This window comes from Streptomyces sp. NRRL F-525, assembly GCF_000716605.1.
In the GTDB taxonomy this organism is placed as follows: domain Bacteria; phylum Actinomycetota; class Actinomycetes; order Streptomycetales; family Streptomycetaceae; genus Streptomyces.
Window position 1 is genome coordinate 297,386 of record NZ_JNXE01000007.1, and the last position, 18,617, is coordinate 316,002.

Here is an 18,617-nt window from a genome sequence, read left to right on the forward strand (position 1 = left end):
TCAGCCAGTCGGCCGATAGTCTCATGGTCAATGTCCTCCTACCACCAGCCCGATCCGGAGCCGCTGAACCAGCAGGCGGTCGATCTGCTGAACCGGGCCACCAGGGCCGGTGACACGGCACAACTGGGCACCTGCGTCTCGTTGTTCCAGCGCGTCGTCGCCCTGACACCGCATCACCATCCGCGCCTCGCCACCCGCCTGTACAACCTCGCCGAGTCCCATCGGGCGCTGTACGCGCTGACGGGGCGGTTGGCCGACGCCGACCTGTCGATCGGCATCGGGCGAGAGGCCGTGGCCGCCCTCCACCACGGCGACCCGAACTCCGCACTGATCCTGGGCAACCTCAGCGCCACCCACCTCCTGCGGTACCAGCGGGTCGGGCACCCGCACGACCTGGACGGGGTCGTCGAGTTCGGGGAAGGGGTTGTCGGCGTGCCCGGCGCCAACCCGAACCTCGCGTTCCACCTGGCCACCCTCGGCACGGGCTACCTGCTGCGGTTCCAGAGAACAGGGAATCTCTCGGATGTGGACCGTTCCATCGACATCGATGAGCGGGTGATGGCTGTCGCCTCCGCCGATTCGCCGCACCGGACGACAGCCTTGTCCGATCTCGCCTCGGGCTACCTGCTGCGCTTCGAGCGGACCGGGCAGCTTTCTGATCTGGACCGTTCCATCTACAGAGGCGAGCAGGTGATCGTTGTCGCCTCTGCCGGGTTTCCTCACCGCTCGACAACCTTGGCCAATCTCGCCACGGGATGCTTGCTGCGCTTCCAGAGAACAGGGCAGGCCTCGGATCTGGACCGTTCCATCGACAGGGGCGAGCAGGCCATGGCTGTCGCCTCCGCCGATTTCCCGCACCGGACGACCGTCCTGACCAACCTCGGCAGCAGCTACTTGCTGCGGTTCGAGCGGACAAGGCAGGACTCGGATCTGGACCGTTCCATCGCCAACGGTGAGCGGGCGTTGGCTGTCACTCCCGTCGATTCCCGGGACCGGCCGACGATTCTGGCCAACCTCGCCCTGGGCTACGTGCGGCGGTTCGAGGGAACCGGGCAGGTCGCGGACTTGGACCGTTCCATCGACAACGGCGAGCAGGCGATGGCCGTCACCCCCGCCGATTCCCCCTACCGGCTGACAACCCTGACCAACCTCGCCACCTCCTACTGGGCACGGTTCGGACGGGCGGGCCGTCCGGCGGACCTGGAGCGCTCCATCGGTTTCGGGGAACAGGCCGCCGCCGACACCGGCAACCCGCACCGGGCGACCGCCCTGTCCAACCTCGCCGCCGCCTACGCCGACCGCTTCGAGCGGACGGGGAACCTGGCCGACCTGGAGCGGGCCATCGGCCACTACGAACAGGCGGTGGCCGCCGCTCCGGACAGTTCCCTCGACGGCGCCACCTACCTGTCCAACTTCGGCATGGCGTACCACGCGCGGTTCGAACGGCTGGGGGAGCAGGCCGACTTGGACCGGGCCATCGGCCACCTCGATCGCGCCGCGGCCGCGGCGCCCCGGGGACACCGCGAGTTCGCGACGATCCTGTCCAACCGCGGCACCGTGTACGGGGCGCGGTTCGAACGGCTGGGGGACGTGGCCGATCTGGACCGTTCCATCGTCCACTACGAACAGGCCGTGGCCGCCACGCCCGAGGGCCACCCGGATCTCGCCCGCCGTCTGTCCAACCTGGGCGCCGCGTACGACGCGCGGTCCGACCGCAAGGGGGACCTCGCCGACGCGCGACGGGCCGTGGAGAGCATGGAACGAGCCGTCGTCGCCACACCGAACGATCACCCCTTCCGCGCGATGGCCCTGTCCAACCTGGCATCCACCCTGCGCGGGCGGTTCGACCGGCTGGGGGACGTGGCCGATCTGGACCGTTCCATCGCGCTTCACCAAGAGGCCGTGGCCGCCACGCCCGACGACCACCCGAACCGGGCGCTGCACCTGTCCAACCTCAGCGTCGCCCTCTGGTCCCGGCTCACCCGCAGCGGAGACATGTCCGACCTGGACGCGGGCATCGACGCCAGCAGACGCGCGGTGGCCGCCACGCCGGACGACCACCCGGACCGTGCGATGCGCCTGTCCAACCTCGCCACCGCCCTCCATCAACGGTTTGAGCACAGCGGCAGCGTTCACGACCTGGACCGTGCCGTCGCGCACCACGAACAGGCCGTGGCCGCCACGCCCGACGACCACCCGAACCGTGCGATGCACCTGTCCAACCTCGGAACCGCCTACCAGTCGCGGTCCCACCGGACCGCCGGCAGCGCCGATCTCGACAGTGCCATCGACCGCACGCTCCTGGCGCTCGCGGCCACCCCGGCCGACCACCCCAACCGACTGCTGCGCCTGTACAACCTCGGACGGTCCTATCAGGCGCGGTACGAGCGCTCGGGCGATCCGGCCGACCTGGACCGTGCGGTCGACCTGGCGCGGGAGGCGGCCGACGCCGTTCCCGCGGACGATCCGCTCCGCGCGCAGCATCTGTTCAACCTCGGCAACACCCACCGGCTGCGGTTCCAGCGGACCGGCGACCCGTCCGACCTCGACCGCGCCGTCGACGCCGCGGAACGGACCGTCGCGGCAACCCCCGCAGACCATCCCCGGCGGGCCTCCCGCATCTACCTCCTCGCGGTCTGTCACACGAGGCGGTGGGACAGCGGCAGCACCGTCGACCGCCCGCGGATCACCCGCCTCGCGGAGGAGGCGCTCGCGGCCACGACATCGCCCCCGTTCGAGCGGCTCCGGGCCTGCTGGGTGGTCGGGCGGCTCGCCTACGTACTGGACGAACCGCACACCGCCCGGCTGCTGTTCGACACGGCGGTGGAGCTGCTGCCGTTGGTCGCGGCACGGGAGACCTCGGCGGCGGACCACGAGTACCGCCTCGGCGCGAACCACGGACTGGTCGGCGAGACGATCGCCGTGCACTGCGCCCTCGACGATCCGGGCGGCGCGGTCCAGGCCGCCGAGCTGGGCCGGTCGATCCTGCTGACGTCCCGGCTGGCGCTGCGGACACCCATCGCCGACCTCGAAGCCGAACACCCGGCCCTGGCCGGCCGGTTGAGCCGTGTCCGCGACGCCCTCAACGCGCCGGATCTCCCGGCCATGGCCACGCCCGACGGCCAGGACGTCGACCACATCGACCGGCGCAAGCGGCTGTGGGCCGAGCACGACGCCGTACTGGCGGAGATCCGCCGGCTGCCGGGCCTGGACCGGTTCCTGCTCCCGCTGAGGTGGACCGGGCTGCGGCCGACCGGTACCGGTGAGGCGGTGGTGCTGCTCAACGCCGGCCTGCAGCGGTGCGACGCCGTCGTCGTCACTGCCGACGGGCCCCTGCTGCCGGTGCCGCTGCCCGAACTGCGGTTGTCCGACGTCGAGTTGTGGGCAGCCGAGCTGACGGAGGCGACGCACGACGCCGGCTCGTTCACCGGCGAACTGCGCTGTCAGCGGGTGCTGACGGAGCTGCTCGGCCGGCTGTGGGACACGACGGTCGAGCCGGTCCTCGACGCGATCGAGGGCCGGCTCCGCCCGGCCGACGGAGTACTGCCCCGCGTGTGGTGGATGCCGACCGGGCCGCTCGCGCTGCTGCCGCTGCACGCGGCCGGACACCCCGGCGGCCCCGGGGCGCTCGACCGGGTGATCTCGTCGTACACACCCACCATGCGCACCCTGGCCCGTGCGCAAGGACGCCCGGCCGCGACGGACCGGCGCCGGCTCGCGGTCGCCCTCGACCGGACCCCGGGTCTGCCGGACCTGCCGGCCACCGCCGCCGAGGCGGCGAGTCTGCACGCCGCCCACCCCGACATGCCGCTGCTCACCAACGAGCAGGCCACCACCGCCCGGGTCACCGGGGCGCTCCCCGGGGCGAGTTGGGCCCACTTCGCCTGCCACGCGGGCACCGATCCCGACGCGCCGTCCGAGGGCGGGCTCCATCTCCACGACGGCGTGCTGTCCATCGCGGAGATCGGCCGCCTCGACCTCCACGAGGCCGAACTGGCCTACCTGTCCGCGTGCTCCACGGGCCAGGTCGGCCGCCGGCACGCGGACGAGTCCATCCACCTCGCCTCCGCGTTCCAACTGGCCGGCTTCCGGCACGTCGTAGCGAGCCTCTGGCCCCTGCACGACCACGTGGCGGCCGCCGCGGCCGACCACTTCTACCGGCAGATGCCGGACACACCGTCCGCCGACGACGCGGCGCTCGCGCTCCACCGCGTCATCCGGCACCTGCGCACCGAACACTCCGGCCGGCCACACCTGTGGGCGTCCCTGATCCACAGCGGGCCGTAGCCCGAAGCAGGCCCGAACTCGGCGGCCGCTGCGGGGGATTGACCGTCGTCGGTGTGTGGACGGCTCTGCGGCCAGCCCTCTTGAGATCGGTCAGCCGGCCACGGGCTGCCACCGGCTTTCCTGGGCAGGGTCGATGCCGCTGAGCCACACCAGCGTCCCGTCGATCAGGCCCGGCTTGTCCCGCGTGGCGAGGGCGGGTGCTTCGAGCATGTCGGCGGTCTCCTCCAGGTAGGTGACCAGCGTGTCGAGTTCGCCGCCTTGGGGTTCGTTGTAGCGGGACCAGGAGCCCAAGTAGCCGGTGGCGGCGTCCAGATACAGCCCTGCGGTGCTGTCGGCCGGGCCCAGGGAGACCACCGGAATCCGGGTAGCCGTCCACCGGGTGATCTGCTCCTCCGCGGGGCGGTCGGCGTTGAGCGTGCCCTGATGAGCCTGGGCAGCCGTCTTCAACCGGTGACGGGCGGCCACGGCGTCGAGGTTCATCAGAGCCATGTTGCCCGGAAGGCAACCCCGGCCATCGGCCCCGTCGTCACCCGCGGTCAGCATCCACAGGGTGCGCAACTCGACGGGTATCGGGATGCCGAGACTCGCCTCCAGGGCGGCGACGGCAGCGGAGTCGGCGCCGGTGCGGAGCGCGGCGTAGGAGTCAGGAGCGTTGGACCGCAGCCAGGTGATGATGCGCTGCCAGGCATCGGCGACCTCCCTCACGGTGACTGCGGCAGCACCAGGGCCGGCAGATCGCTCGCTCTCGTGGATGTCCGTGGAAGGCTCGGCGGAACCGTCTACGGCGGGCAAGTTGGAGGGATCGCTGGCGGTGGCCGCTCTCAGGAACCGGATCTCTACGCGGTCGGGCTCGCGTAGGTAACCGACAGACAGGTCGGGGCAGTCGTCGAACATCTCCCCGTCGACCGTAACCGTCAGGATGCCGGGCAGCCCCGATGGCCGGCCCATGTCCGGGTCGTCGGCCAGTTGGCCCGCCACCGCCTTCAGCGCGTAGGGAACATCTGCTCCGAGCCGGATGGCCATGTCGCGTACGTCCGGCTGGATTTCGACCTTCACAGCCCGGTGCTCCTTCGTGGTCGGACGGAGGATGTGCCCCTCGCACAAGGGGCCCCCGTGTTCAGCGGAGGGTGACGCGGCGGAGGTGCCGCAGCCGCCTCTCTGCTCCTAGCCCTGCCGAGGCGCCAGGCTGCGGACGACATCGAACTCGTTGCCCTCGGGGTCGGCCATGACCACCCAACTCCGGTCCGCACCCTGGCCCACATCCGTCGTGGTGGCGCCGAGGCCGAGCAGCCTGGTCACCTCGTCCTCGGTGCTGCCGTCGATCGGGCTGACGTCGAGGTGGAGCCGGTTCTTGACGGTCTTGTCCTCGGGTACCTGGATGAACTGCAGGGTGGGTGGCATCTGGCGGGCCCGGATCTCCTCGACGGTCGGTACCCAGGAGCCGATCTCGACCCTGCCCTCGCTCCGGTCGATCACCTTGAAGTCCAGGACCGCGCACCAGAAGGCCGCGAGCCGCTCCGGATCACGGCAGTCGACGACCAACTCGGTGAACCTGCTTGTCATGAGACTCTCCGTCAGGTCGGGTTTCGTGAGGGATTCCCCATGCCGGAGAAGAGGGCCTGGAGGACCCGGTCGACGTACTCGTGGGTCAAGGGCTCCTGGGTGACCAGGAATTGGAAGTACAGCGGGCCGGAGAGGATCGCCATCGCCAGGCTCAGGTCGAAGGCGGGCGACAACTGACCTTGCTCCTGTGCCCTTTTCAGCCGGGCGACGGTCAACTCGGCCTGCGGGGCGATGAACCGCTCGTTGAGGGCGGCGGCGACCCGGGGGTCGTACTGGGCCTCGCCGACCAGTGCCTGATACAGCGGACCGAAGGGCGGGTTGCCCAGCAGGTCGATGGCCGCGTGGATCTGGGTGCGCAGGTCGGCGACGATGTCGCCCGTGTCGGGGAAGTCCAGGTCGGACTCGTGCAACGAGAGCAGGGAGTCGAGGAACAGGGCGCCCTTGGACGGCCACCTGCGGTAGATGGTGTGCTTGCCCGCACCGGCCCGGGCCGCGATCGCTTCGATGCTGAGCCGGGCGTAGCCGATCTCCTGGCCCAGTTCCAGAGTGGTCCGCATGATGGCGTCGGTCCGGCCGGCGCCACGCAGGGGGTCCGTCATGCCGGCATCCTAACGACACGGCACGTGCCGTTCTTGACGAACTCCCTTTCATGCACTGTCCTTTACCGCGCGGCATGGCACGGGCCGTGCCGACGGGGGAGAGGGTGCATGGATGCCGACGTGATCGTTGTGGGAGCCGGTCCGACCGGTCTGATGCTGGCGTGCGAACTGCGTCTGGCCGGGGTGCGCCCGCTGGTGCTGGAGCGCCAGGCGCAGCGCCGGGACACCGCGCAAGCCGGTGGCCTCGGCGGACGGATCCTGGAACTGCTGTGCTATCGGGGCCTGTTGGAGCGCTGCGAGGCCGCTTGTACCGGTCCAATCCCGGCGCCCCGGTTCCCGTTCGGCGGTGTCCACCTCGATCTGACCCGGTTCGGCGATCCTCCGCTGCACGCGCTGCCGATTCCGCGGCAGCGGCTCGAGGAAGTGCTTGCCGGACGTGCCGGTGAGCTCGGTGAGGTCTTCCAGGAACTGCTCGCCGACAAGCAGCCGCAGCGAAGCCTGAGGGCACTCGTCGCCGGCACCGACATCCGCTACCCGATGCCCGGCCCATCCGGCCACCACCCGCCGGCTGGGGCGTTCGTCCCCGATTGGGCCGCGGCCGTCGACGAGTCCCCCGAAGACGCCGTACCGGCGCTGCGCGAGGCGCTGACCCGCTGGTTCGGCGAGCCTGAGAGCGACGTATGACGGCCGCCGTCGAAGAGAAAGCGATCACAGATGCCGCCCGTTCCCGCCGACCCGACCCTGCTGCATCCGATGCCGGACCAGCCTCGGGTCGTACTCCTCAAGCCACTGGTGACCTCACCGCTGATCGAGGTCGGGGAGTTCACGTACTACGACGATCCCGACGACCCGACGGCCTTCGAGACCCGCAACGTCCTGTACCACTACGGGCCCGAGAAGCTCGTGATCGGGAAGTTCTGCGCGCTGGGTGAGGGTGTGCGGTTCATCATGAACGGCGCCAACCACCGCATGGACGGCCCCTCGACGTTCCCCTTCCCGATCATGGGCGGTTCCTGGGCCGACCACTTCGACCTCATCACCGGTCTGCCCGGACGGGGCGACACCACGGTGGGCAACGACGTCTGGTTCGGCTACGGGACCATGGTGATGCCCGGCGTCCGCATCGGCCACGGAGCGATCATCGCCTCGGGCTCGGTCGTCGTCGACGACGTCCCCGACTACGGCATCGTCGGCGGCAACCCCGCACGGCTGATCCGCCGCCGCCACACCGACCCCGACATCGAGCGCCTGCTCGCGCTGGCCTGGTGGGACTGGCCGCTGCCGCACCTCACCGAACATCTCCGCACGGTCATGTCCGGCACCGTCGACGACCTGGAGGCCGTAGCGCCCGGCCCCTCCCCGCACTGAGAATCGAGCCGCCCGCATGACCCGTTCAACCCCCGGCACCCCGTTCGCCGACCGGCTTCGCGGACACGCCGTCCCGCTCACCCACCTCGACCCCGAGGCGCCGCTCGACGACCTGGAACCGCTGCGCGACCTCATCGGAGACGCGCGTGTCGTCGCGGTCGGCGAACACTCCCATTTCGTCGGGGAGTTGGCACTTCTGCGCCGCCGCGTCCTGCGGTTCCTCGTCGAGCGCTGCGGCTTCACGATACTGGCCTTCGAGTACGGCTTCAGCGAAGGCTTCTTCGACGCCGTACTGAGCGTCCCCGCCTCCACTGTCACCAAGCACCTCCGCGTCTGACGCGAGGCATCACGCCTGCGGTCGGGTGAGTTTGGCGGACACGGCGTCGAGGACCCAGTCCAGGCCGGTCGCGAAGGATGTCTCGGCGTCCACGTCCGTGCCGTCGTGCACCGCTCTGGCCAGTGCCGGGAAGCGGCCCGTGGCCAGCATCCTGGTCACATGCGGGCCGTGGGCGCGCTGCCAGTCGTGCTTGGACAGGCCCGTGGCGCGCTCGGCCCGGAGGTTCGCGATCTCGCGCCTGATCGCGCCGGTGACGTAGGCGCCGACCGTCCCCGCGGCGCGCAGGACGGTGTCGATGTCGGCGAGGCCGTCGAGGGCGGCCAGTGTGGCCTCGGTCACGGCGAGGCCGTTCGGGCCCAGGGACGGGCGGCCGCCGAGCAGGTCGGCCAGCCACTCGTGACGGAGAGCGGCCTGCCTGGTGCGGTGGGCGAGGACGCGCAGCGCCTCCCGCCAGTCACCGGGCTGTTCCTCGGGGAGGATCTCGGCCTGGACGTCGTCCACCATGAGGTCGAACAGCTCCTCCTTGGTGGCGATGTAGCCGTACAGCCGCATCGGGCCGGCCTCCAACCGGGCGGCGACCTTGCGCAACGACACCGCTTCCAACCCGCCCTCGTCGGCCAGCGCCACGGCGGCGGCGACGATCCGCTCCCGGTCCAGCGGCACGGGGCGAGTCGGCGGCTCGGGTCGGTCCCACACAGTCATGCTCCGATCGTACTGTTGCGATGCGTCGTATCGAGTCAATACAGTGTATCGACATGAGACATCGCATCGCTGTCGTCGGGGGCGGCCCGGCCGGCCTGACCTTCGCCCGCGTCCTGCACCGCCATGGCCACCCCGTCACCGTCCTCGAACGCGACCCCGCCCCCGATGCCCGCCCGCCGGGCGGCACCCTGGACCTGCACGAAGGGCTGGGTCAGCTCGCGCTGGACAAGGCGGGGCTGCTGGCGGAATTCCACGCGCTGTCCCGTCCCGAGGGGCAGGCCATGCGCATCCTGGACACGGACGGGACCGTCCTGCGCGACTGGCGCCCCCGTCCCGACGACCTGGCCAATCCCGAGATCGACCGCGGGCAACTGCGTGACCTGCTGCTCGGCTCTCTCGACGTCCAGTGGGGGCGGGGCGTGACGCGGGTGGTGCCGGGGACCCGGGACGGGACAGTCGTCCAATTCGCCGACGGGCGACAGGAGATGTTCGACCTCGTGGTCGGCGCGGACGGAGCCTGGTCCCGGGTCCGCCCGGCGGTCTCGTCGGTGACGCCCCACTACACCGGCGTCACCTCGGTCGAGACCTCCATCGACGACGTCGACACCCGCCACCCCGACCTCGGCCGGCTGATCGGCGACGGTTCCGTGGCCGTGTACGGCGTGAACCGTTCCCTCGTCGCCCAGCGCAACAGCGGCGGCCACGTGAAGGTGAACACCAAGTTCCGCGCGCCGCAGGACTGGCACACGAACCTCGACCTGGCCGACGCCGAGGCCGTGCGAGCGAGCCTGCTGGACCTGTTCGACGGCTGGGCCGCTCCCGTCCTCGACCTCCTCCGCCACGGCACCGCCTTCGTCCACCGCCCCTTGTACGTCATGCCCGTGTCCCACACCTGGACCCACGTCCCCGGGGTGACGCTGCTGGGCGACGCCGCCCATCTGATGCCTCCGTTGGGGGTGGGCGCGAACCTCGCGATGCTGGAAGGCGCCGAACTCGCCGAGTCCATCGCCGCGGGCCCTGAGGATCTGGACGAGGCCGTCCGCGCCTTCGAGGTACGGATGTGGGCACGGGCCGGCAAGTGGGCGAAGATCACGGCCGCCGGTCTGGAACGCCTCGTGAGCCCGGACCCCGCCGAAGCCCTCGCCGTCTTCGATCAGGTCCAGCCGTCCTGACTCCACAGCGCGACAGCAGCGGCACCCATCACTTCCCCGTCCGTGACGCGACACGGTTCGAGGTGAAGTGGCGGGCGCCTGCGGGCGATTGCGGTGGGGCATGGGTAGTGTCCGCCCCGATGCACCGGGCCCGCGCCACCGCGGTCCGCCAGAGGGAGGATCATCATGGCCGAGCGTGGGCACGGGGCCGTAGCGGACGAAGGGCCCGCGGCGGGGCCGCCGGAGGCGCGTCCCGCGAGCATGCGGGACACCGTGCGGCTCGCGGTGGTGATCGGGGCTCTCGGGGTGGTCTTCGGGGACATCGGGACCAGCCCGATCTACACCCTCCAGACCGTGTTCAGCCCGAGCGACCCGCACCCGGTCCCGGTCAGCACGCAGAACGTGTACGGGGTGGTGTCGCTGGTCTTCTGGTCGGTGATGGTCATCGTCACGGTCACCTATGTGCTGCTGGCGATGCGTGCCGACAACGAGGGTGAGGGCGGCATCATGGCGCTCATCACGCTGGTGCGGCAATGGAGTTCGCAGCGGGGGCGGCGCGCCGCGGTCGTACTGACCGGGCTGGGTATTTTCGGCGCCTCGCTGTTCTTCGGCGACAGCATGATCACCCCTGCCATCTCGGTGCTGTCCGCGGTCGAGGGGCTCAAGGTCGTGGAGCCGTCGCTGGACGACGCGGTCGTGCCCATCACCGCGGTGATCATTGTCCTGCTGTTCCTGGTGCAGCGGCGGGGGACCGCTGCCGTGGGTCGGGTGTTCGGGCCGATCATGATCCTCTGGTTCGTGGCCATCGGCGCGTGCGGTGTCGTAGGCATCGCGGATCACCCGGCCATCCTCCGCGCGCTGTGGCCGAGTTATGCGTTGGGCTTTCTCTTCGGCCATTTCGGTACGGCCTTCTTCGCGCTCGCCGCGGTCGTGCTCGCGGTCACCGGCGCGGAGGCGCTCTACGCGGACATGGGGCACTTCGGCCGCCGGGCCATCACCCGGGCCTGGATGTTCCTCGTCTTCCCCGCCTGCATCCTGAGCTACCTCGGCCAGGGCGCGCTGATCCTCGACGACCCGGACAACATCAGCAGCCCGTTCTTCCTGCTCGTGCCGCACTGGGGACGCTGGCCGATGGTCCTGCTGGCCACGGCCGCCACGGTGATCGCCTCCCAGGCCGTGATCACCGGCGCGTACTCCGTCGCCTCCCAGGCGGCCCAGCTCGGCTACCTCCCGCGCCTGCGGATCGCGCACACCTCCGAGTCCACCATCGGCCAGATCTACGTCCCCTGGATCAACTGGCTGCTCATGGTCTCCGTCCTCACCCTGGTCTTCGCGTTCCGCAGCTCGGCCGCGCTGGCCTTCGCGTTCGGCATGGCGGTCACCGGCACCATCACCATCACCACCCTGCTGTTCTTCTACGTCGCCCGCGCGAAATGGGGCACGCCGATGTGGCTGATCACTATCGGCGCGACCCTGCTGCTCTTCGTGGACCTGCTGTTCGTGGCGGCCAACCTGACCAAGCTCGTGCACGGCGCGTGGCTGCCGCTGCTCATCGGCATCACCGCGTTCACCGTCATGACGACCTGGCAGCGCGGGCGCGAGGTCGTCACCGCGGAACGCGCCGAACACGAGGGCTCGTTGCGCGAGTTCGTCGACCAACTCCGCGGCGGGGAACGGCCGGTGCTCCAGGTGCCCGGCACGGCGGTGTTCCTCAACCGGAGCAAACAGACGGCGCCCCTGGCCATGCGGGCCAACGTGGAACTCAACCACGTACGGCACGAGCAGGTCGTGATCCTGTCCATCGAGACCGAACCCGTGCCCCGCGTCCCGGCCGACCGGCGGATCGTCGTCGACGGCCTCGGCTACGCCGACGACGGGATCATCCACGTCACCGCCCGGTTCGGCTACATGGAGACGCCGGAGGTGCCCGCCACGCTGGCGATGCTCGACCCGGCCGACACCGAGGGGCCGTTGCTGCTCGACCAGGCGTCCTACTTCCTGTCGACGATCGAGCTACGGCGCGGCCCGGCCCCGACGATGGCCCCCTGGCGCAAACGGCTGTTCATCGCCACCTCCCACATCACGGCCGACGCCGCGGAACACTTCGGCCTGCCCCGCGACCGGACGATCATCATGGGCTGGCACATCGAGGTGTAGAGAGGCCGGCCCTGTCGAACAGTTCACGGGGAATTACCTTCGTCGCCGAGGGGCTGTGCGAGGCTGCGGCGATGGACATGACGGCACTGGCCCGCACGCTGCTGGAGCCCGTTCCGGCCCATCGCACCGCGGGAGTCGAGGTCCTGCGAGCCGCGGACGGCGAGGCCGAGATCGCCTCGGAGGTTCCCCAGGAACTGACGAACGTCATCGGGTCACTGCACTCCAGCGGACTCATCGCCCTGCTCGACGCGGCAGGCCTGGGCGCGATCATCGCCGCGAGTCGTGACCCCGGAGACTTCGACGGCGTCGTGCCCCTCGGCGCGGCCGCCTCCCTGGAGTTCCTCGCTCCGGCACGCGGCCGGTTGCTGACCGTCTGCCGCCTTGACGATGAGGCACTCGCCGCTCTGCTGCCGTTGCTGTCGGGCGAGAGCGACCGGGCCCGGTTCTCCACCTGGGCCGAGATCACCGACGCGACGGGGACGACGGTGTGCCGGGGGAGCTTCGACTGGAGCGTCAGGCGCCGGCGCAGCGGGTGACGCGGGGGTGTTGGGCCGGGAGCAGTGCCGAGCGTGCCCCAGCCGCCGTAAGGCTCATAGCTCTACGGCCGTGCGGATCAGCCCCGCGAGGGCGAGGGAGCGGCTGTGGGCGGGCCAGGCGATGTGGGTGACGACTGGGGGTGCGTCGGTCAGGGGGACGGCGGTGTGTCCGGCCCACAGCCAGGAGCGGGCGGATTCGGGGAAGACGGCCATGGTGCGTCCGAGGGCGATCAGTTGGGCCAGCTGCGTCTGGTCGTGGATCTCGGGGCCCGGGCCGGGCGGGTACGTGCCGTCGTTGGGCCAGCGGGCGGGCGGAAGACCGGGGATGTCGCTGACGTCGGCCACGGACAGCGTCCTGCGCGCGGCGAGGGGGTGCCCGGCGGGCAGCACGGCGATCTGCCCCTCCGTCATCAGCGCCTCGGTGTCGAACCCGGCGAGGGAGTTGTACGGCGCGTGCATGAGCGCCACGTCGGCGCGGCCGTCGCGCAGCATGTCCGGCTGCTCGCACATGCCGCACGGCAGCACCTCGATCTCGGCGGCGTCGGGCACGGCCCCGTAGGCGTCGAGGAGCTTCCGCAGCAGTTCGTGGGACGCGGCGGCCTTCACCGCCAGCACCAGGCGGTCACGGGGACCGCCCGGACGGTCGGCGCCACCGGCGCGACGGGTGCGGCGGGCGGCGGCGGTGCTCGCGTCGAGGGCGGCGCGGCCCTCGTGCAGCAGCACCTCTCCGGCGCCGGTCAGGGCGACGCCGCGCCGGTTGCGCTCCAACAGGCGGACGCCGAGGCGCCGTTCGAGCTGCTGGATCGCCCGGGACAGCGGCGGCTGGGCCATGCCGAGGCGCTCGGCGGCGCGGCCGAAGTGCAGTTCCTCGGCGACGGCGAGGAAGTACCTCAACTCACGGGTCTCCAGGGCGTCCATGGCTTCAGCGTAGCCCCTGGGTGATACCCACCGGGTATGACAGCGCACCGTATCGGTGTTGGCCGCACCCTCGTCCGCGAGCGACGATCAACGGCATGAGCGAAACGAAGACCGCGCTGGTGACCGGCGCGAACAAGGGAATCGGGTACGAGATCGCGGCCGGGCTGGGTGCCCTCGGGTACCGCGTGGGCGTCGGAGCCCGTGACGAGGACCGGCGCGAGAGTGCCGTGGAGAAGCTGCGCGCCGCCGGGGCGGACGCGTTCGGGGTACCGCTGGACGTGACCGGCGACCGGAGCGCCACCGCCGCCGCGGAACTGATCGAGCGGCGGGCCGGGCACCTGGACGTCCTGGTCAACAACGCCGGTATCTCGGGGGACATGGGGCCGGGATGGATCCAGGACCCGACCACCCTCGACCTCGACCTGGTCCGCACGGTCGTGGAGACCAACGTCCTCGGCGTCATCCGCGTGACCAACGCGATGCTGCCGCTTCTACGACGCTCGACGGCACCCCGCATCGTCAACATCTCCAGCGCCGTCGCCTCCCTGTCCCGGCAGGCGGACCCGGACATCGAGATCGGCCCCGTCATGGCGGCCTACGCCCCGTCGAAGTCGTTCCTCAACGCCGTCACCGTGCAGTACGCCCGGCAGCTGGCCGACACGAACGTCCTGGTCAACGCCGCCTGTCCGGGCCTGGTCGCCACCGACTTCACCGGCTTCCACGGACCCCGCACCCCTGAGCAGGGCGCGGCCACGGCGATCCGGCTCGCCACGCTGCCCGACGGCGGCCCGACCGGTTCGTTCTTCGAGGACGACGGGGTCGTTCCCTGGTAGCCCGCAACCTGTCGTGACCGCGCCGTAAATCCCGAGGTGGCGTACCCGACGCCACGGCCGGACCGCCGACTCACTCGTTCGGCCCCGCCCTGCTGCGGGCACCCGGCCCGCGGCCGAGGCTGGCAAAGCCGACCGCACGCCGGTGAAGCGCCCGTGCCTCCGCCCGGGCCGCCCGTGGTCGGGGGACGAAGGAGTGACGGCGTTCATGGCGAAGGCCTACCTGGTGGGAAGCGGTGTCGCGGCCTTGTCGGCGGCGGCGTTCCTGATCCGTGAGGGCGGGTTCGTGGGGTCGGACATCCTGCTGCTCGAGGAGCAGGACCGGGAAGGCGGCAGCCTCGACGCGGCCGGTTCGCCCGAGTCCGGGTACACGATGCGCGGCGGCCGGATGTTCGAGATCCACTTCGACTGCACCTACGACCTGCTGGGGTCGATCCCGTCGCTGGACGACCCGTCGAAGTCGGTGACCGAGGACACCTTCGCCTTCCACGAGGACTTCGCCTGGGACGACCACGCCCGGCTGGTCGACGCGGCGGGCAAGGTGGTCGACACGCACTCCATGGGCTTCTCCGAGCGCGACCGGCTGGAGCTGGTGAAGTGCGTGGGCACCCCGGAGCGGCTGCTGGACGGCAAGCGCATCACGGACTGCTTCAGCGAGGGCTTCTTCCGCACGGACTTCTGGTGGATGTGGTGCACGACGTTCGCCTTCGAGCCATGGCACAGCGCGATCGAGTTCCGCCGCTACCTCAACCGCTTCGTGCACCTCTTCAAGACCTTCGACTCCATGTCGGGGATCTACCGGACCCGCTTCAACCAGTACGACTCCATCGTGCGCCCCCTGTCGAAGTGGCTGACCGAGCAAGGGGTGACCGTCCAACTCGGCACCCGGGTAACCGACTTGCGGCTGGCCGAGGGGGACGCGCTCACCGTCGAGGCCCTCACCTGGACGCGGGAGGGCCGTAGCGAGGAGACGGAACTCGGCCCGGGCGACCTGGTGTTGGTCACCAACGGCTCGATGACCGCCGACTCGACACTCGGCTCCACCGACACCGCGCCCGTGCTGGACACCTCCGGCGACGCGGGATCCTGGCGGCTGTGGGAGACACTCGCCGCGAAACGGCCGGGCCTGCTGGGAGACCCGTCGGTCTTCAACTCCTCCATCACGGACTCCACTTGGGCGTCCTTCACGGTCACGACGAAGGATCCGACCTTCTTCGAGCTGATGGAGAAGTTCAGCGGCAGCGAGGCCGGCAAGGGCGGGCTGATCACGTTCAAGGACTCCAACTGGCTGCTGACCATCGTCCTCAACCACCAGCCGCACTTCCGCGAGCAGCCCGAGGACACCTTCGTGTGGTGGGGCTACGGCCTCTTCCCGGACAGGGAGGGCGACTTCGTCCGCAAGCCGATGCGCGCGTGCACCGGCCGGGAGATCCTGGACGAGGTCCTGCACCACCTCCGCTTCGAGGAGGGCCCGCAGATCCTCGACCACTCGATCGTGATCCCGGCGCTGATGCCGTACATCACCAGCCAGTTCCTGGTGCGGAGTTCGGGAGACCGGCCGCAGGTCGTTCCGGAGGGTTCCACCAACCTGGCCTTCATCGGCCAGTACGCCGAGGTCCCCGACGACGTCGTCTTCACCGTCGAGTACTCGGTACGCACCGCCTGGACCGCCGTAGCCCAACTCCTGGGCCTGAAGCGGCAACCGCCCCCGGTCTACAAGGGCGGCCACGACCCGAAGGTGCTGGTCGAGGCGCTGCAGACGATGCACCGCCGCTGACCTGTCGAGAAGTGCGGACGGGAACGGCCCTGGCATCGGCACGCCAACTGGCCCCTGCCGGCCGGGCCCGCGGTCCTGACGACCTTCCGCCGGGCCGCCCGTAAGGCCCGCTTCCGGGCGCCCGCGCGCTTCGCCGCACCCGCGCTCGCACCGCCGGCCGATTCGGACGGGCTTTGAGCGCATACGGTATGGGGAAGATCGTCCGCGACCAGCGGGTCCACCGGATCCTGGAAGGAACCAACGAGATCATGCACGTCATCGTGGCCCGCGGCCTGGGGGAGACGTTCGGATGACCGGCAGCGACGACTCCGTACTCGTACGTGTCGAGGGGCGCGCCGCGTACCTCACCCTCAACCGACCCAAGGCACTCAACGCCCTCACCCACCAGATGGTTCGCCGTATCGACGCAGCCCTGACGGCTTGGGAACACGATCCGTCCGTGGACGCCGTCGTGCTCACGGGCGCGGGGGAGCGGGGCCTGTGCGCGGGTGGCGACATCCGCGCCATCCACAACGACGCGCGGGACGGGGACGGTTCGGCGTCGGCGGCCTTCTGGCGGGACGAGTACCGGCTCAACGCCCGTATCGCCCGCTACCCGAAGCCGTACGTCGCCGTCATGGACGGCATCGTCATGGGCGGCGGCGTCGGCGTCTCCGCGCACGGCAGTTTCCGGATCGTCACCGAACGCTCGCGCGTCGCCATGCCCGAGACCGGCATCGGCTTCGTGCCAGACGTTGGCGGCACCTATCTCCTCGGCCTCGCGCCCGGCGAATTCGGCACCCATCTCGCCCTGACCGGAGCCTCGTTGGGCGCGTCCGACGCCCTGCACTGCGACCTCGCCGACCATTACGTACCGTCGCAGGCGCTGCCGGAACTGCTCACCGCACTCGCCCACGCGCCGGTGCGAGAGGTCATCGGCCGGTACGCCCGAGAGGCGCCCCCCGGTGAACTCGCCGCCGCGCAGGCCTGGATCGACGCCTGCTACACGGCGGACACCGTCGAAGGAATCGTCGAGCGCCTCCTCGACCACGGCGACAGCGCGGCGAAACAGGCCGCCGAAACCCTGCTCGCCAAGTCGCCCACCGCACTGAAGGTCACCCTCGTCGCACTCCGCCGGGCCCGCCGACTCGGCGCGCTGGAGCGGGTGTTGGACCAGGAGTACCGCGTCTCCTGCGCTGCCCTGGCCACCCCCGACCTGGTGGAGGGCATCCGCGCCCAGGTCATCGACAAGGACCGCACCCCGCACTGGTCACCGCCCACGCTCGCCGAGGTCACCGACGCGGACGTCGAGCGCTTCTTCGCACCCCTCGGCGAGCACGAACTCGGCCTCGCCGTACCGGACATCACTCAGTAGGTGTCGTGGTGATGGCCGTGCTGCCCTGACCTGTGCGGCGGCTCAGCGGCGGACGCGGTGCGGTCGGCTGGTTCCTGTACCGGTCGTCCTTGGTCATCGCGTACGGCGCGCAGAAGACCGGAGTGCCCACCTGTGAGCGCCAGCCTTCGGCGAGCGGTCCGATGTCCACGGCGTCGTAGGCGAGCAGCGAGAGCAACTCGGCGGCGTGCAGCTTCGCTTCGAGTTCCGGGATGGTGCCGTCACGCGGGGCGAAGTAGTTGCCGGTGTCGGTGACCGTCCTGCCGACGAGGGGCTCCCGGGGAACCGCCCCCACGGCACCGACCGGGATCGTCACGACGCCCCAGTCCCCAACGGCAGCCTCCCGCGCGGGAGTTGCCGCACAGGCCCGCGGCCCCCGTGAGTTGCTCAGCACGACGTCCAGTCCGGCGTCGACCGCCGGCCGGGCGATCAGTAGACGTACGGGATGTCGTGGATGACGTCCTGGTGCCGGATCCGCCAAACGCCGTCGGTGCGGCGGAAGGTGAAGCGGTAGTACCCGGACTCGATCGGCTTGATGGTGCCCTGCGCGCCGAACGTGCCGACGGGCCAGCCGCCCTCGGGCTTCGCGGTTCCGACGACGTCGAAGGTGATGAACTGGGTGTCGATGCTCGCCTCGTCGCCGTCGACGGAGACCAGGTGGTCGTAGGTGGTGTGGTGGCTCCAGCCCAGGGGCGGGTGCGGTGCCATGGCCGTGGACATGGCCTCCGCGATCTGCGCTCCGCCGGAGAGCTTGCCCAGCAGTTCCGGCCCGTCGGGTCCGCGGTGGTAGTGGATCTCGACTTCCGCGTCGGCCTCGTAGAGCTGCGCGAGCGCCTCGCCGTCGCGCTGGTCCGCGGCGCGGGTGTAGCGGGAGACGATCTGCCTGATCTCGGTCTCGGTGCTCATGGCGTTCTCCGGTTCTGTCGGGTTCCGTCGGGTTCTCTCAGACGGGCGCCGCGGGCGGGCGGCCACAATCTGCATGTGTGAAAAGTACATATCCTTCGACGGAAGTGCAACAGT

General features: G+C 70.6%; 17 protein-coding genes and 1 pseudogene. 11 read left to right on the top strand and 7 right to left on the bottom strand.

The genetic code is table 11. The annotated features are described in order from the left end of the window. Positions 1-30: 30 nt before the first annotated feature. Entirely contained in the window at positions 31-4,287 is a 4,257-nt protein-coding gene (locus OO69_RS13675; RefSeq protein ID WP_051800974.1) for a CHAT domain-containing protein, read from the top strand. Positions 4,288-4,377: 90 nt separating this feature from the next. Here OO69_RS13675 and OO69_RS49400 read toward each other — a convergent pair whose 3' ends face one another. From OO69_RS49400 to OO69_RS13690, 3 genes are all read right to left on the bottom strand, one after another. Further along, on the bottom strand, positions 4,378-5,343 hold the full coding sequence (locus tag OO69_RS49400) for a hypothetical protein (protein WP_051800975.1): 966 nt from the start codon (positions 5,341-5,343) through the stop codon (positions 4,378-4,380). A 108-nt stretch (positions 5,344-5,451) separates the two neighbouring features. Continuing rightward, a complete protein-coding gene (locus tag OO69_RS13685) occupies positions 5,452-5,850 on the bottom strand; it encodes a VOC family protein (RefSeq protein WP_033280826.1) in 399 nt (132 codons plus the stop codon). 11 nt (positions 5,851-5,861) lie between these two features. After that, positions 5,862-6,449, bottom strand: coding sequence for a TetR/AcrR family transcriptional regulator (locus OO69_RS13690; protein WP_033280827.1), 588 nt, complete (start codon positions 6,447-6,449; stop codon positions 5,862-5,864). Between the two features lie 108 nt (positions 6,450-6,557). On the opposite strand from OO69_RS13690, the gene OO69_RS13695 reads away from it, so the two are divergent. From OO69_RS13695 to OO69_RS13705, 3 genes are read left to right on the top strand one after another with little or no spacing between them, the layout of a single operon-like run. Then, entirely contained in the window at positions 6,558-7,133 is a 576-nt protein-coding gene (locus OO69_RS13695; protein WP_033280828.1) for an FAD-dependent monooxygenase, read from the top strand. A gap of 30 nt (positions 7,134-7,163) precedes the next feature. Continuing rightward, positions 7,164-7,817, top strand: a complete 654-nt coding sequence (locus tag OO69_RS13700; RefSeq protein WP_033280829.1) for a CatB-related O-acetyltransferase — start codon at positions 7,164-7,166, stop codon at positions 7,815-7,817. Positions 7,818-7,833: 16 nt separating this feature from the next. After that, positions 7,834-8,154 (top strand): hypothetical protein, encoded by a 321-nt coding sequence (locus tag OO69_RS13705; protein WP_033280830.1) that lies wholly within the window; start codon positions 7,834-7,836, stop codon positions 8,152-8,154. A gap of 9 nt (positions 8,155-8,163) precedes the next feature. On the opposite strand, the gene OO69_RS13710 is transcribed toward OO69_RS13705, so the two are convergent. After that, positions 8,164-8,856: a TetR/AcrR family transcriptional regulator gene (locus OO69_RS13710; protein WP_033280831.1), complete on the bottom strand. Its 693-nt coding sequence runs from the start codon at positions 8,854-8,856 to the stop codon at positions 8,164-8,166. A gap of 53 nt (positions 8,857-8,909) precedes the next feature. Between OO69_RS13710 and OO69_RS13715 the strand changes: the two genes are divergently transcribed. From OO69_RS13715 to OO69_RS13725, 3 genes are all read left to right on the top strand, one after another. Continuing rightward, on the top strand, positions 8,910-10,028 hold the full coding sequence (locus OO69_RS13715; protein WP_033280832.1) for an FAD-dependent oxidoreductase: 1,119 nt from the start codon (positions 8,910-8,912) through the stop codon (positions 10,026-10,028). 165 nt (positions 10,029-10,193) lie between these two features. Beyond that, positions 10,194-12,164, top strand: a complete 1,971-nt coding sequence (locus tag OO69_RS13720; protein ID WP_033280833.1) for a potassium transporter Kup — start codon at positions 10,194-10,196, stop codon at positions 12,162-12,164. 71 nt (positions 12,165-12,235) lie between these two features. Further along, complete coding sequence (locus OO69_RS13725; protein WP_033280834.1) at positions 12,236-12,700, top strand: PaaI family thioesterase; 465 nt, start codon at positions 12,236-12,238, stop codon at positions 12,698-12,700. Positions 12,701-12,754: 54 nt separating this feature from the next. On the opposite strand, the gene OO69_RS13730 is transcribed toward OO69_RS13725, so the two are convergent. Further along, positions 12,755-13,618, bottom strand: a complete 864-nt coding sequence (locus OO69_RS13730; protein ID WP_033280835.1) for a LysR family transcriptional regulator — start codon at positions 13,616-13,618, stop codon at positions 12,755-12,757. Positions 13,619-13,713: 95 nt separating this feature from the next. On the opposite strand from OO69_RS13730, the gene OO69_RS13735 reads away from it, so the two are divergent. From OO69_RS13735 to OO69_RS13745, 4 genes and pseudogenes are all read left to right on the top strand, one after another. Next, entirely contained in the window at positions 13,714-14,451 is a 738-nt protein-coding gene (locus OO69_RS13735) for an SDR family oxidoreductase (protein WP_033280836.1), read from the top strand. A gap of 205 nt (positions 14,452-14,656) precedes the next feature. Next, positions 14,657-16,225, top strand: coding sequence for an oleate hydratase (locus OO69_RS13740; RefSeq protein ID WP_033280837.1), 1,569 nt, complete (start codon positions 14,657-14,659; stop codon positions 16,223-16,225). A 173-nt stretch (positions 16,226-16,398) separates the two neighbouring features. Then, positions 16,399-16,518, top strand: a pseudogene (locus OO69_RS51290) (acyl-CoA dehydrogenase family protein); the annotation flags it as partial. Further along, positions 16,515-17,579, top strand: coding sequence for an enoyl-CoA hydratase/isomerase family protein (locus OO69_RS13745; protein ID WP_033280838.1), 1,065 nt, complete (start codon positions 16,515-16,517; stop codon positions 17,577-17,579). The pseudogene OO69_RS51290 and the gene OO69_RS13745, both read left to right, overlap by 4 nt. On the opposite strand, the gene OO69_RS13750 is transcribed toward OO69_RS13745, so the two are convergent. Both OO69_RS13750 and OO69_RS13755 read right to left on the bottom strand, forming a co-directional pair. Next, complete coding sequence (locus OO69_RS13750) at positions 17,569-17,913, bottom strand: hypothetical protein (protein WP_063744436.1); 345 nt, start codon at positions 17,911-17,913, stop codon at positions 17,569-17,571. The genes OO69_RS13745 and OO69_RS13750 overlap by 11 nt on opposite strands. 113 nt (positions 17,914-18,026) lie before the next feature. After that, the gene (locus OO69_RS13755) at positions 18,027-18,503 is read right to left on the bottom strand and encodes a nuclear transport factor 2 family protein (RefSeq protein ID WP_033280839.1); all 477 of its coding nucleotides are present in this window, start codon (positions 18,501-18,503) and stop codon (positions 18,027-18,029) included. Positions 18,504-18,617 lie beyond the last annotated feature (114 nt).

Excerpts from the sequence above, each read along its gene's own strand:
- OO69_RS13725 (WP_033280834.1), top strand. The coding sequence starts at position 12,236 with ATGGACATGACGGCACTGGCCCGCACGCTGCTGGAGCCCGTTCCGGCC.
- OO69_RS13690 (WP_033280827.1), bottom strand. The coding sequence starts at position 6,449 with ATGACGGACCCCCTGCGTGGCGCCGGCCGGACCGACGCCATCATGCGG.
- OO69_RS13730 (WP_033280835.1), bottom strand. The coding sequence starts at position 13,618 with ATGGACGCCCTGGAGACCCGTGAGTTGAGGTACTTCCTCGCCGTCGCC.
- OO69_RS13715 (WP_033280832.1), top strand. The coding sequence starts at position 8,910 with ATGAGACATCGCATCGCTGTCGTCGGGGGCGGCCCGGCCGGCCTGACC.
- OO69_RS13695 (WP_033280828.1), top strand. The coding sequence starts at position 6,558 with ATGGATGCCGACGTGATCGTTGTGGGAGCCGGTCCGACCGGTCTGATG.
- OO69_RS13700 (WP_033280829.1), top strand. The coding sequence starts at position 7,164 with ATGCCGCCCGTTCCCGCCGACCCGACCCTGCTGCATCCGATGCCGGAC.
- OO69_RS13710 (WP_033280831.1), bottom strand. The coding sequence starts at position 8,856 with ATGACTGTGTGGGACCGACCCGAGCCGCCGACTCGCCCCGTGCCGCTG.
- OO69_RS13735 (WP_033280836.1), top strand. The coding sequence starts at position 13,714 with ATGAGCGAAACGAAGACCGCGCTGGTGACCGGCGCGAACAAGGGAATC.
- OO69_RS13685 (WP_033280826.1), bottom strand. The coding sequence starts at position 5,850 with ATGACAAGCAGGTTCACCGAGTTGGTCGTCGACTGCCGTGATCCGGAG.
- OO69_RS13745 (WP_033280838.1), top strand. The coding sequence starts at position 16,515 with ATGACCGGCAGCGACGACTCCGTACTCGTACGTGTCGAGGGGCGCGCC.
- OO69_RS13740 (WP_033280837.1), top strand. The coding sequence starts at position 14,657 with ATGGCGAAGGCCTACCTGGTGGGAAGCGGTGTCGCGGCCTTGTCGGCG.
- OO69_RS13755 (WP_033280839.1), bottom strand. The coding sequence starts at position 18,503 with ATGAGCACCGAGACCGAGATCAGGCAGATCGTCTCCCGCTACACCCGC.
- OO69_RS13675 (WP_051800974.1), top strand. The coding sequence starts at position 31 with ATGTCCTCCTACCACCAGCCCGATCCGGAGCCGCTGAACCAGCAGGCG.
- OO69_RS13705 (WP_033280830.1), top strand. The coding sequence starts at position 7,834 with ATGACCCGTTCAACCCCCGGCACCCCGTTCGCCGACCGGCTTCGCGGA.
- OO69_RS13720 (WP_033280833.1), top strand. The coding sequence starts at position 10,194 with ATGGCCGAGCGTGGGCACGGGGCCGTAGCGGACGAAGGGCCCGCGGCG.